Origin of the sequence: Arthrobacter sp. Edens01, from assembly GCF_001307035.1 — a bacterium.
Classification (GTDB): domain Bacteria; phylum Actinomycetota; class Actinomycetes; order Actinomycetales; family Micrococcaceae; genus Arthrobacter_B.
On sequence record NZ_LKIU01000005.1, the window covers coordinates 308,811 to 322,062 of the forward strand.

Consider the following 13,252-nt stretch of genomic DNA (forward strand, 5'->3'; position numbering starts at 1 on the left):
GGGCCTCTTTGCTGCGGTTAGTCCAGGATTGTGGCGATGACGGCCCCGGCAGACACCGTGGCACCGGGCGCTGCGGTCAGTCCGCTGACCGTGCCGGCCTTATGGGCGGTAAGGGGCTGTTCCATCTTCATGGCTTCGAGCACCACCACCAGGTCGCCTTCGGCTACCTGCGCACCATCTTCGACCGCCACCTTCACGATTGTGCCCTGCATCGGGGACGTCAGGTCATTGCCCGTTGCCGCAGCAGTCGCGGACCGGGAGCGGCCCTTGCGCTGCTTGCCGTTTGAGGATGCCGAGCCGCGGCCGGAAAGCTGTGCCAGTCCTGCCGGAAGGGTGATCTCAAGGCGCTTGCCGCCTACCTCAACCGTGAGGCGCTGGCGGGAGGCGTCGTCGTCGTTTCCGTTTGCCGGCTCACCGCTGAACGGCGCGATCGTGTTGTTGAATTCGGTCTCGATCCAGCGGGTGTGGATGCTGAACGGGCCCTGTTCCGGTGCGAATGCGGGGTCCGAGACAACTGCTGCGTGGAACGGGAGAACAGTCGGCAGGCCGGTGATTTCCATTTCCTGCAGGGCGCGGCGGGCACGCTGCAGTGCCTGCTCACGGGTGGCGCCGGTGATGATCAGCTTTGCGAGCATGGAGTCGAAGTTGCCGCCGACGGTTTCGCCGGCTTCGATGCCCGAGTCGACGCGGACGCCGGGGCCCGTGGGCAGGCGCAGGGTTTCAACGGTGCCGGGGGAGGGCATGAACCCGCGCCCGGCGTCTTCGCCGTTGATGCGGAACTCGATGGAGTGGCCGCGGATTTCGGGATCGGTGTAGCCAAGCTCTTCGCCGCGGGCGATCCGGAACTGTTCGCGGACCAGGTCCAGGCCGGTGACTTCTTCGGAAACGGGGTGTTCCACCTGCAGGCGGGTGTTCACCTCGAGGAAGGAGATGGTGCCGTCCGTGCCCACGAGGAACTCGCAGGTTCCCGCGCCCTGGTAGCCGGCCTCGCGGAGCAGCGCCTTGGAAGATTCGTAGAGGCTGCGGGTCTGCTCTTCGGTGAGGAACGGCGCCGGGGCCTCTTCTACCAGCTTCTGGTTGCGGCGCTGCAGCGAGCAGTCTCGTGTCGAGACTACGACGACGTTGCCGTGCGCATCGGCCAGGCACTGGGTCTCAACGTGACGCGGTGCATCGAGGAACCGTTCGATGAAGCATTCGCCGCGGCCGAAGGCAGCTGTGGCCTCCCGCACGGCGGAGTCGTACAGTTCGGGGATTTCCTCAAGCGTGCGGGCAACCTTGATGCCGCGTCCGCCGCCGCCGAAGGCGGCCTTGATGGCAACGGGCAGCCCATGTTCCTGCGCGAAGGCGAGGACTTCGTCGGCGCTTGTGACGGGATCCGGCGTGCCCGGAACCAGCGGAGCGCCAACCTTTGCAGCGAGGTGCCGCGCCTGGACCTTATCGCCGAGCTGTTCGATGGCTTCGGGCGACGGGCCAATCCAGGTCAGTCCGGCATCGATCACCTTGCGGGCGAACTCTGCGTTCTCGGACAGGAACCCGTAGCCGGGGTGGATGGCATCGGCTCCCGCGCGCGTTGCCGCGGCCAGGACCTTGTCCATGTCCAGGTAGGAGTCAGCAGCCGTGCTGCCGCCCAGGGCGAACGCTTCGTCAGCGAGACGGACATGGAGTGCATCCCTGTCCGGATCGGCGTAGACGGCGACCGTGCCGATGCCCTCGTCGCGTGCGGCCCGGATAATCCGGACGGCGATCTCTCCGCGGTTGGCAATCAGGACCTTGCCCAGTGGGGCGGGGGTGTTCTGGCTCATGAAATGCACTGGCTCCTTTGATCTCTTGGGAGCGTAGCGCGGTTTTGTTGTCTCCCGCCATAAACCGTGCTGTTTCTGCGTGGGGCGACGGCTTTCGTTGTGGGGACCCTACAAAGGTGTCGCCCAGCCCGGAGACATGTTGCGTCTGTGGATAACTCCGGCTCCGCCGGACCAGCAGGTAGAAGTGGGGGATGCGCCTACCCAAGCCGCTCCCGCCGTCGTTGTCCGGGCCTTTCCTGATCTCCGAGGCGCGGGACCTTGGGCTTAGTGAGGGGCGGCTGCGGGCATCAGACCTCCGGATCCCGAGCCGGGGCATCCGCGTGCCGCGTTTGTCCGGCAATGCCGGTGATGACGGGGACCTCACGGCCCGGGCGAGGCCGTACCTCGAGCTCCTGCCCGATGCTGTCCTCAGCCACACAACTGCGGCGAGGCTGCACGGGATGCCGCTGCCGGCGTCATACCGGCACGAGTCGGTGCTGCACCTGGCGCGGGAACCGGCGAAGCCCGCTGCGAGACGCAGGCACATCCGGGGTCACCGGCTGGCGCTCCGTCCAGGGGACATCCTCAGCCCCCTGCCGGGGATCCGTGTCACGTCGCCCGCGAGGACATGGTTTGACCTCGCCGGAGTGCTGCCGCTTCCCGCGCTGGTCGCCGCGGGCGACTGGCTGGTTTCGGCACATGGGCGCAGCTTCGGGTACCCGCGGCAAGCAGTGGTGGCGCTGAACGAACTGCAGGACTTCGTAGCGGAGCTGCGCGGCGTGCCGGGAATCCGCACTGCACGGTTCGCTGTCGATCTTTTGCGGTCCGGGGTGGACTCACCACAGGAAAGCTACCTTCGCCTTATGCTGCAGAAAAACGGCCTGCCGGAGTTCCGGCCGAGCTGTCCACTGCTGGACGGAGCCGGCCGTCCTGTGGTGTGGGCCGACCTCGGCTGTCCGGAGTTCCGCACCTGTGTGGAGTACGACGGCGAACACCACCTGACCCGCGAACAGCAGCTGAGGGACCACAACCGGGACCTCCTGGTACGCGAGCTCGGATGGCATCAGGTGAAAGTTTCGAGCGGAGATATGCGGCGTGGAAGCGCTTGGGTTGCGGCGAAGGTGGCCCGCGGACTCAAGCTCGGGGGCTGGATCCCGGAGGGGTGACCCGCTGGGAGGTTGACGGGTTGGGAAAGAGCTGTACGTACGTAAACCTTCGGTGAGATAACGCAGCTTAGAAGGGGTCCGCGGGAAGTCTCGGTGCGATATCGCTGCTCTGGGGCAACCAGAGGGACATTATCTGCACGGGGGTTGGGCGCAGAGGGCTCTAAGGGACGTTATCTGCACAAAGGTTGGGCCGGAGGTTGCCAGCGGTCGGTTTCGGAGGCGGGCAGCGGCGTGGAACGTGCCTGAAACCGGCCACTCCAGCGCACCCTGCGCCGCCAGCTCGCCCCGGCGCCGCTAGCTCGCCCGGCCCCAGAGCCCCGCCAGCTCACCCCGGCTGGCCCGGCCCACCGGCCCCGGTGCAGCCCCGGCCCGCCCGACGGCCACCTCAAGCAGGCCTACTTCCAGAGCGAAGTAACCCCGACGCCGGCACTGGCCAGCAGATGGCGAAGCGTCGAGACCGAAAGCCCCACGACGGCATGCGGATCACCAACAACCTTCTCGATGAAAGCACCGCCCAGGGAATCGATCGTAAAGGAGCCGGCAACCTGCAGCGGTTCACCGGTGGCGATGTAAGCCTCGATCTCGTCGTCCAGCAGCTTGGCGAAGTGGACTTCTGCCGAACTGACCGCACCCAAGGTGGCACCTGATCCGTCCTCGTCCGTGTCGCGGCAGTCCACCAGCCAGTGGCCGGTGTGCAGGACACCGTAGGTGCCGCTCATCCGCCGGATCCGTTCCCGGGCGACGTCGGCCTCCCACGGCTTGCCGTGTGCCTCGCCCTGGAACTCGAACACCGAATCGCAGCCGAGCACCAGTGCGCCCTCGGACTCGGGCAGTGATGCCACGGCCTCAGCCTTGGCCCGGGCCAGCAGCAGCGCGGTGTCGTGCGGGTCGGTGAGGCCGTAGCGTGCGGTCACGGCGTCTTCGTCGACGTCGGACACCATAACCCGATGGGCTATGCCTGCGTTGTCGAGCAGCTTGGTGCGGGCCGGGGAAGCGGAAGCGAGAATCAGTTCAATCACGCCTCCCAGCCTAATGGTCGCCAAAACTAAGAACGGCCGCCCCAGCAGTGGGACGGCCGTTCTTTTGAAAGTGCGAGCAGGAAAAACCTTACCCCCTGGACGCGGATCCTGCAGGAACGGATGAGGAGGAAGTGTCCTCCTGCGCAGGAAGTTCCGAAGGATCCGGGGTGATTGTTTCCGAATCGTCATCGAACGGGTCGCCGTTGCGCTTGGCGTTGTACAGCTCCGGCAGGAGCAGGCCGTTGCGCTTGGCAACGATGGTCGGCACAACAGTCTGTCCGGCCACGTTCACCGCGGTGCGTCCCATGTCCAGGATCGGATCGACGGCCAGCAGGAGCGCCACGCCTTCAAGCGGCAAGCCCAGAGTTGAGAGCGTCAGGGTGAGCATGACGACGGCGCCGGTGGTTCCGGCGGTTGCCGCGGAGCCCAGGACTGCAACGACGGCGATGAGCAGGTACTGCCCAATGCTGAGGTCAATGCCGAAGAACTGTGCCACAAAAATCGCCGCGATGGCCGGGTAGATCGCTGCGCAGCCGTCCATCTTGGTGGTGGCGCCCAGCGGCACGGAGAAGGATGCGTAGGCACGGGGCACACCGAGGTTCCGCTCAGTGACTCGCTGCGTCAGCGGCAGGGTACCCACGGAGGAGCGGGAGACGAAGGCCAGCTGGATGGCAGGCCAGGCGCCGGAGAACCACTGGCGCACCGAGAGGCCGTGGGCCTTGATCAGCACGGGGTAGACCACGAACAGCACCAGGGCCAGACCCAGGTAGATGGCCAGCGTGAAGGTACCCAGGGATCCGATGGTGTCCCAGCCGTAGGTTGCGACGGCGCGGCCGATCAGGCCAACGGTACCCAGCGGGGCCAGCCGGATGATCCACCACAGGACCTTCTGGATAACAGCCAGGGCGGAAGCGTTCAGCGCCAGGAACGGTGCGGCGGGCTTGCCGACCTTCAGTGCAGCGATGCCGACGGCGATTGCGATGACCAGCACCTGCAGCACGTTGAAGTTCAGAGTGGTCGTCAGGGTTTCGCTGGTGGAGGCGGTCAGGCCCAGGAAGTTGCCCGGGATCAGGCCGGTGAGGAAACCGATCCAGCTGCCGGTGCCGCCGTCGTACCCGTCAGGGGCGGTGGCATCAGCGTTGGCGCCGGGCTGCAGGATCACGCCAAGCGCGATGCCGATTGCGACGGCGATCAGTGCAGTGATGGCGAACCAGAGCAGCGTCTGCCAGGCCAGGCGCGCAGCATTGGAAACCTGGCGCAGGTTGGCGATGGAGCTGACGACGGCGGTGAAGATCAGGGGAACGACGGCGGCCTTCAGCAGCGAGACGTAGCTCGAGCCGATGGTCGACAGCGTGGTGGTGAGCCAGTTGGGCTCGCCGTCGACTGTGCCCATGTTCTTCGCTAGCAGGCCCAGGCCAAGGCCGATCAGCAGGGCAGCGATGATCTGCGGACCAAAGGAGGTGGCCCAGCGTGGAAGCCTGCGCCGGGTCTCGGCGGCGGCGGGGGACTGTGGGGTTGTCTGTGGTGATGTCACCCGTCGATGCTAGACGGGGTTTCTTAGCAGAGCCTTTTTGAGATTGCGAAATGTTACATGCGCTCCGAGGGTGTGCCCTTGGTATTCAGCCCCGGGAAACCGTTCTGTGGCGCGGGACCGCGGATGTCCGCCCTTATTCCCGTGGGCGGCTGTGACGATTGTCCCATTGGAGAACCATCCATGGCAGCAAAAACGCCCGGCCGGAAACCCGGCCGGGCGTTCAGGCAGGCGCTAGTTTTCCAGCAGCGCCCGGCGCAGGGTGTCCAGGCCTACCGAACCCAGACGCAGGGCGCGGGTGTGGAAGGTCCGCGCGTCGTAGGCGTCGCCTTCGCGGCTGCGCACTTCGTCGCGGATCTGCTCCCAGAGGCGCTGGCCCAGCTTGTAGGCCGGTGCCTGTCCCGGCCAGCCGAGGTAGCGGGTGAACTCGAAGTTCAGCTGGCCTTCGGAGATGGCGATGTTCTGCTTCAGGAAGTCATATCCCTTCTCCGGGGTCCAGGTGCCTGTGCCCCAGCGCTCGGGGATTTCAAGTTCCAGGTGCACGCCGATGTCGAAGACCACGCGGGCTGCGCGCATACGCTGGGCGTCCAGCATGCCCATCCGGTCCCCGGGATCGGAGAGGTAGCCGAGCTCCTCCATCAGCCGCTCGGCGTACAGTGCCCAGCCTTCGCCGTGGCCGGAGACCCAGCAGACGTTGCGGCGCCAGCTGTTCAGGGTTTCCCTGGCCGCAGTGGCCGTGGCGATCTGCAGGTGGTGGCCCGGAACGCCCTCGTGGTAGACCGTGGTGGTTTCCTTCCACGTGGTGAACGTGTCTTCGCCCTCGGGGACGGACCACCACATGCGGCCGGGACGGGAGAAGTCCTCGGACGGACCGGTGTAGTAGATGCCGCCCTCGTTGGTGGGCGCGATCATGCACTCAAGCCGGCGCATGGGCCCGGTGATTTCGAAGTGTGTTTCGGAGAGCTCCGCGACGGCGCGGTCGGAGAGTTCCTGCATCCAGGCCTGCAGCTCGGCGGTGCCGTGCAACTGGCGCTCGGGATCGGCGTCGAGCAGTTCCATGGCTTCGCGGACGGAGGCGCCTTCCTTGATCTGGTTCGCCACCTTCTCCTGCTCGGCAATGATGCGGTCCAGCTCTGCCACGCCCCAGGCATAGGTCTCTTCCAGGTCCACGGCTGAGCCGAGGAACTGGCGGGAGAAGAGCGCATAGCGTTCCGCACCGACGGCGTCCTTTTCCGGCGCCGCGGGCAGCAGCTCCGTTTCCAGGAAGTTCACCAGCGAGCGGTAGGCGGCACGGGCGCCGTCGGAGTTTTCCTTCAGGGCCGCCTGCAGCTGCTCGGGCAGGGCGGAGCCGTCCGGAAGCTTGGCGCCGGAGGTGTAGGCGTCGAAGAATCCACCGTCCTCGGCATACTTCGTGGCCTGTTCCATGACGATCTTCACCTGGCGGCGGGCCGCAATCCGGTCCTGCTCGGCACCGCTGCGCAGCGAGGTGATGTACCCGGCGACGGCGTCGGGAACGTTGTGCAGGCGGCCGCAGATGTGTTCCCAGGCCTCCACGGTGTCCGTGGGCATGAGGTCGAAGATGGCCCGGATGTCCTGCGCGGGGGACGCAATGTTGTTCAGGTCGGCCAGATCCCAGCCGGATGCATGGATTTCCAGGGCCAGCCCAAGGCGTTCGCGCATGGCGTCCAGGGTTACGCGGTCGACGTCGTCCGCAGGCTGGAGGTCTTCCAGCCGCTCAAGGGTTTCGCGCATGGCCTCGGCCATGGATTCCAGCCCGGCGGGGGAGTAGTCGGCGTACTCCGTTTCATGGCCGGGAATGCCCAGGGAAGTCGCGAAGGAAGGATCCAGGGAGAGGAGGTTCTCCGTGAAGGCTTCGGCGACGGCATCAATCGCGGTGGGCATGCGCGAGGCGGCGTTGGACAGGGTATCTGATGAGTTTGTCTGTTCAGTCACACGTCCGAGCGTAGCGCGTCAGCGGTAGCTGCGCCGCCACGAACCTGGCCCTGGCATGGGCTGCAGGCTCAGCGCACGGCGCCGGGTCCATGCCCTGCGGTTGCGCGCTGGATCCAGCCCGGACGCGGATCCGCTGGCCTGGACAGAGTCCGGGGAACCGGCGCCCAGGCCAATAACGACGGCGGTGAGCGCCGCGAGTTCTTCCTCCGTCGGGTTGCCGGAAAGAACCTGCAGCAGGGGCTCGGGCGGGGCCTGGAAAGCGGGGGTGCCGTCTGGCTCGAAAATGCTCACAGCGGAATGTTCCCGTGCTTCTTGTGCGGCAGAGTGGCACGCTTTTCACGCATGACCCGCAGTCCGCGGATCAGCTGCAGCCGCGTTTCGGACGGCGCGATCACGGCATCCACGTACCCCAGTTCTGCCGACTGGTAGGGATTCAGCAGTTCTTCTTCATACGCGGTGATGTAATCCTGGCGGGCTTCCTCTACGTCGCGCCCGTCGGCTGCGGCAGCTGCAAGCTGGCTCCGGTAGAGGATATTCACCGCCCCCTGCGCCCCCATGACGCCGATCTGTGCGGTTGGCCAGGCAAGGTTCAGGTCCGCGCCCAGCTTCTTGGAACCCATGACGATGTACGCGCCGCCGTAGGCCTTGCGGGTGATGACGGTCAGCTTGGGAACTGTCGCCTCAGCGTAGGCATAGAGCAGCTTGGCTCCGCGGCGGATGATGCCCTGGAACTCCTGGTCCTTGCCGGGCAGGAAACCGGGCACGTCCACGAAGGTCAGGATGGGGATGTTGAACGCGTCGCAGTGCCGGACAAACCGGGCTGCCTTTTCCGAGGCGGCAATGTCCAGGGTGCCGGCAAACTGCAGCGGCTGGTTGGCCACCACGCCTACCGTGTGCCCCTCCAGGCGGCCGTAGCCAATGATGACGTTCGGGGCGTAGAGGGCCTGCATCTCCAGGAAGTGGGCGTCGTCCACCACCTGTTCGATGACGGTGCGCATGTCATACGGCTGGTTCGCCGAGTCGGGGATGAGCGCGTCCAGGGCCAGGTCGCCGTCGTTGGTTTCTTCGTCCTGGTCGAAGGGTGCCAGTGGAGCTTCGGCGAGGTTGTTGCTGGGCAGGAAGTCCAGCAGTTCGCGGACAAAGTCCACGGCGTCTTCTTCATCCGTTGCCAGGTAGGTGGAGGTGCCGGTGGTGGCGTTGTGCTGGCGCGCGCCGCCGAGGGTCTCCATGTCCACGTCCTCGCCGGTGACGGTCTTGATCACGTCGGGCCCGGTGATGAACATGTGCGAGGTCTTGTCCACCATCACCACGTAGTCGGTGAGGGCGGGGGAGTAGGCGGCGCCGCCGGCGGAGGGACCCATGATCAGGGAGATCTGGGGTACGACGCCGGAGGCATGGACATTGTTGCGGAAGATATCGGCGAACATCGCCAGGGACGCAACACCCTCCTGGATGCGGGCGCCTCCGCCGTCCAGGATGCCGACGACGGGACATCCGTTGCGGAGCGCAAACTCCTGGACCTTGACGATCTTCTCGCCGTTGACCTGGCTCAGGGAGCCGCCGTAGACGGTGAAGTCCTGGCTGTAGACCGCCACGGGCCGGCCGTCCACTGTGCCGTAACCGGAGACCAGGCCGTCGCCCAAGGGCTTCTTCTTTTCCATGCCGAACGCCGTGGAACGGTGCACGGCCAGGGCATCGAATTCAACAAACGAACCTTCGTCCAGCAGCAGGTCGATGCGCTCGCGGGCGGTGTGCTTCCCGCGGGCGTGCTGCTTCTCAACGGCTGCCTCGCCGGAGGGCACCCGGGCCTGGGCCTGGCGGCGCCGGAAGTCGGCGATCTTCCCGGCGGTCGTCTGCAGATCGATGTCCTGGTCGATGCTCATTTACTCTCCGGTGCTGGGTCTGACGGATGGCAGGTGGATCGCCACCCCAAGGGCCGCACAGCCGGTTCAGTAGGTTTCTTACAAGCGTGCGGGCGATTCACCCAGTCTAGTGAGCACCAACACGCATGTTGGGTGTAGGAAACCTACAATTTGTGTCTCTGTGCCTTGGCCTGCCTGAGGCCGCCGGCGGGTTGACAGCCGGAGACTGGCGGGACACTCGCAGGAAACTTTCGAACTACTTGGATGAGTCCGTCTCCATACCCTGTTTAGGCGCGCGGGGCACACGTAGTCTCGACGAAAGGCGCCCAGTCTCCGGATCCTCTCTGACACACGCAGAACAGACGATTGCGAGGAGCAGGTTATGCACAGAATCCGCCGCTTCCGGTTTCACATTCTTTCCTTTACGGCCATCCTTGCGTTGCTGTTCCTCGGCATCGCCGGGCCGGCCCAGGGGGCGGCTGCACCAGCCCAGGTGGGGGCTCCTCCGGGCGGGAAGGTAACCCTCTGCCACGCAACGTCGTCCGCTTCCAACCCATACGTTTCAATCACTGTGGACCCGGCATCTGTGTATAAGCAGGGGCACGATTCCCACGCAGGGGACATCATTCCGCCGTTCGAGGACTATCCGGGCAGTGCCGCGTGGGCTGACCCCTACAACCAGGCGGTCCTGGCCAACGGCTGCAAGGCTCCGCCTCCGTGTCCCACCCCCACCCCGACCCCGACGCCCACCCCAACTCCGACCCCCACGCCGGAGACCACGACGCCGACGCCGGAGACGACAACCCCGACGCCGGAGACGACAACCCCGACGCCGGAGACGACAACCCCGACTCCGGAGACGACGACGCCGACTCCGGAGACGACGACGCCGACGCCGACGCCGGAGACGACAACCCCGACTCCCGAGACCACAACTCCAACCCCGGAGACGACAACCCCGACTCCGGAGACCACAACTCCAACGCCGGAGACCACAACGCCGACCCCGGAGACGACCTCCCCAACCCCGACTGATACGGGCACCGGTACGCCGACCGGCACGGCAACCCAAAGCGGAACCGGCACGACCGCGTCGACCGGAACCGGCGGCGGGGCAACCGGGGGCGGCGCTGCCGCTGATTCGTCCTCCTGCGTCTGTCCCGCTGCTGCAGGCAGCACATCAGGCCCAGGCGGTGCGGCTGCAGGGGATGACGGGGCTACGGCCGGAACCACAGCCGGGTCAACTGCCGGGACCACCGGGGGCGCAGTAACAACGGCGCCGGGTGGAACCCTTCGCGGCCCCGGCGGCTGCGTCACCCAGACAGCCCTTGCTGATACCGGCATCGAAGGTTCTTCCTCATCCCTGGGGCTGATGGTTGTAGCGCTCGGCGCACTCATTGCCGGCGCCGCAGCCCTCGCATTGACGATGCGTCCGCGGGGCAACCACAGCTAGCCCAAACCGGGATGCACCCGCGGATGTTACTGGTGAGTAACATTTTCTCCCGCGGGTGCATTACCCTGTCCGTATGACTTCGAACACAGCATCCTCTTCCCCTCGTTCGCTGGCCGGACGCACCATCCTGATGTCCGGCGGCAGCCGGGGAATCGGCCTGGCCATTGCGCTGCGGGCGGCTGCGGACGGGGCTAACGTCGCAATGCTCGCCAAGACCGGTGAACCGCACCCGAAGCTGGAAGGTACCGTCTACACCGCGGCGGAACAGCTGGAAGCTGCCGGCGGAAAGGCCCTGCCGATCATTGGCGACGTGCGCCGCGACGAAGACGTGGAAAGGGCCGTGGCTGCCACCGTGGAGCAGTTCGGCGGAATCGATATTGTGCTGAACAATGCGTCAGCCATCGACCTGCGAAATACCGACGACGTGACCATGAAGAGTTACGACCTCATGCAGGACATCAACGCACGCGGAACCTTCCTGCTGTCAAAGACTGCGCTGCCGGCCCTGCGCGAATCGGACAACGGGCACATCCTGACCCTTTCCCCGCCACTGAACCTGGACCCCAAATGGGCCGGCAATTACCTGGCCTACACCATGGCCAAGTACGGCATGTCCCTCACCACGCTGGGCCTTGCGGAAGAGCTGAAGAAGGACGGCATTCGCGTGAACTCGCTGTGGCCGTGCACTTCCATCGACACCGCTGCCATCCGGAATATGCCCGGCGGTTCCGAACTGGCACGGGTATCCCGCAGCGCGGACATCATGGCCGACGCCGCGCATGCCATCCTGACGCGCTCCGGCCGTGAGTCGACCGGCAACTTCTATACGGATGAAGAGGTGCTGCGCCAGGAAGGTGTCACGGACTTCACGAAGTACAGCCTGGGCGCCCCCGAAGACAAGCTGATGGCCGATTTCTTCCTCTAACCCGGGAGCGCTGCCAGCGGGTCCCAAAGGGAGTGGGGGAGGGGACGCGTAAGATCGGAAGTATGCACCTGCACTACTCCAGCATGGAGCGTCCGCCCCTGGAGCCGGAGCGTCTCCGTGCAAGCCTCGTAGCACCCGTCGGCCCGCTGGCACGCCTGGACGTTATTGCCGAAACCGGTTCAACCAACACTGATCTGGCAGAGTTCGCACGGCTGGTGCCGTCCGAGTATCCGGACATGTCCGTGCTGACGGCTGAGCTGCAGACCGCAGGGCGCGGACGGCTGGGACGCTCCTGGCAGGCTCCGGAACGTTCCTCACTCTTCGTCAGCGTGCTCCTGCGTCCGGTCAATCCTGCCGGGCGGCCCCTTCCCACGCAGTCCTACGGGTGGCTGTCCCTGTTGGCAGCGCTGTCGCTGACCAAGAGCGTGGCAGCGCGGACCGGCGTCGCCCCCCGCCTCAAATGGCCCAATGACGTACTGGTTGACGGGCGCAAACTGGCCGGGGTCCTAGCGCAGCTGGTCCCGGATAGCTCAGGCAACCCTCCCGCCGTCGTGGTTGGTGCCGGCCTGAACGTCTCACTGACGGATGAGGATCAGCCGGTCCCCACGGCCACGAGCCTGCTGATGGAATACGCCTCAACCACGGACCGGAACGTCCTGCTGCAGGACTTCCTGCTCCAGCTGAACCTGGACTACCGCGCCTTCTGCGCCGTTGACGGCGACGCCACGGCACCCTGGTCCGGCGACGGATCCCTGCGGGACAACATTGCCGAGCGGATGGTGACCTTGGGACAGACGGTCCGCGCGCACCTGCCCGGCGGCGGCGAAGTCGTTGGCCGAGCCCTCGAACTTGCTTCCGACGGTGGACTGGTAGTCATCGACTCCGACGCCGGCATCCGCCAAACGATTACCGCTGCCGACGTCATCCATTTGAGGCCATCAGAGGCATGAGTATTCGATTCACCGGGTTCCGGTGCGGATGAGGCTGGAGCCGGGCGAGCAGGTGATCGTTTCAGCACGGCCCCACGCAGGGCCGTTGGCTGGACCTGTCCTGCTCGCTGTGGTTGCTTGTGCTGCCGGCGGATTTGTGCTCGGTTATCTGGGCAGGGACAGTGCTCCGTCAGAGCTGCTGGACTGGGCGCCGGTGCTGGGTCCCGCAGTCGTTCTGCTGGTGTTTCTGGTCCTGCTGAGGTTTTCCGTCCCGGCCGTGCTGCGCTGGAACACGACCCGCTACGTTCTCACCAACCGCAGGATGATCCACCGCCGCGGCGTACTGAGACGGCGCGAACACGACCTTCCCCTCGCCTCGGTCTATCAGCTGGAAGCGAGGCAGGGGATACTGCAACGCATGCAGCGTGCCGGGACCCTGCGCGTGGACCTGGGGAGAGGAAGGGTTATCGACTACCCGTCGGTTCCGGAAGTGCACAGGTTCAAGTCGATTGTGTTGGCCACCATAGAAGACCTGCCGATGACCGTTATGTTCGATGGTGTAGATATTGAAGGAAGCGCGGTCTACGAAGACGAATGGAGCACCGATGAGTGAGCAGGGCCAGGACGCACCGG

The 13,252-nt window shown here is 65.7% G+C and carries 11 protein-coding genes; 5 read left to right on the forward strand and 6 right to left on the reverse strand.

The window, feature by feature from the left end:
• Positions 1-17: 17 nt before the first annotated feature.
• Positions 18-1,802, reverse strand: a complete 1,785-nt coding sequence (locus AO716_RS07585) for an acetyl/propionyl/methylcrotonyl-CoA carboxylase subunit alpha (protein ID WP_055240332.1) — start codon at positions 1,800-1,802, stop codon at positions 18-20.
• A gap of 191 nt (positions 1,803-1,993) precedes the next feature.
• Between AO716_RS07585 and AO716_RS07590 the strand changes: the two genes are divergently transcribed.
• Complete coding sequence (locus AO716_RS07590; protein ID WP_235472032.1) at positions 1,994-2,947, forward strand: endonuclease domain-containing protein; 954 nt, start codon at positions 1,994-1,996, stop codon at positions 2,945-2,947.
• A gap of 395 nt (positions 2,948-3,342) precedes the next feature.
• On the opposite strand, the gene AO716_RS07595 is transcribed toward AO716_RS07590, so the two are convergent.
• The 5 genes from AO716_RS07595 to AO716_RS07615 form a co-directional block, all read right to left on the reverse strand.
• On the reverse strand, positions 3,343-3,966 hold the full coding sequence (locus AO716_RS07595) for a Maf family protein (RefSeq protein ID WP_055240333.1): 624 nt from the start codon (positions 3,964-3,966) through the stop codon (positions 3,343-3,345).
• A gap of 88 nt (positions 3,967-4,054) precedes the next feature.
• Positions 4,055-5,500, reverse strand: coding sequence for a dicarboxylate/amino acid:cation symporter (locus AO716_RS07600; RefSeq protein WP_055240334.1), 1,446 nt, complete (start codon positions 5,498-5,500; stop codon positions 4,055-4,057).
• A 231-nt stretch (positions 5,501-5,731) separates the two neighbouring features.
• Positions 5,732-7,399, reverse strand: coding sequence for a DUF885 domain-containing protein (locus tag AO716_RS07605; RefSeq protein WP_055242002.1), 1,668 nt, complete (start codon positions 7,397-7,399; stop codon positions 5,732-5,734).
• 69 nt (positions 7,400-7,468) lie between these two features.
• Positions 7,469-7,741, reverse strand: a complete 273-nt coding sequence (locus tag AO716_RS07610; RefSeq protein WP_235472033.1) for an acyl-CoA carboxylase subunit epsilon — start codon at positions 7,739-7,741, stop codon at positions 7,469-7,471.
• Positions 7,738-9,333: an acyl-CoA carboxylase subunit beta gene (locus AO716_RS07615; protein ID WP_055240335.1), complete on the reverse strand. Its 1,596-nt coding sequence runs from the start codon at positions 9,331-9,333 to the stop codon at positions 7,738-7,740. The genes AO716_RS07610 and AO716_RS07615 overlap by 4 nt, the downstream gene beginning before the upstream one ends.
• Positions 9,334-10,029: 696 nt before the next feature.
• On the opposite strand from AO716_RS07615, the gene AO716_RS17015 reads away from it, so the two are divergent.
• The 4 genes from AO716_RS17015 (at position 10,030) to AO716_RS07635 (ending at position 13,232) form a co-directional block, all read left to right on the forward strand.
• Complete coding sequence (locus AO716_RS17015) at positions 10,030-10,347, forward strand: hypothetical protein (RefSeq protein ID WP_160317919.1); 318 nt, start codon at positions 10,030-10,032, stop codon at positions 10,345-10,347.
• Between the two features lie 491 nt (positions 10,348-10,838).
• Positions 10,839-11,690, forward strand: coding sequence for an SDR family oxidoreductase (locus AO716_RS07625; protein WP_055240336.1), 852 nt, complete (start codon positions 10,839-10,841; stop codon positions 11,688-11,690).
• A gap of 62 nt (positions 11,691-11,752) precedes the next feature.
• The gene (locus tag AO716_RS07630; protein WP_055240337.1) at positions 11,753-12,640 is read left to right on the forward strand and encodes a biotin--[acetyl-CoA-carboxylase] ligase; all 888 of its coding nucleotides are present in this window, start codon (positions 11,753-11,755) and stop codon (positions 12,638-12,640) included.
• Between the two features lie 28 nt (positions 12,641-12,668).
• Positions 12,669-13,232: a PH domain-containing protein gene (locus tag AO716_RS07635; protein WP_055240338.1), complete on the forward strand. Its 564-nt coding sequence runs from the start codon at positions 12,669-12,671 to the stop codon at positions 13,230-13,232.
• Positions 13,233-13,252: the final 20 nt, after the last annotated feature.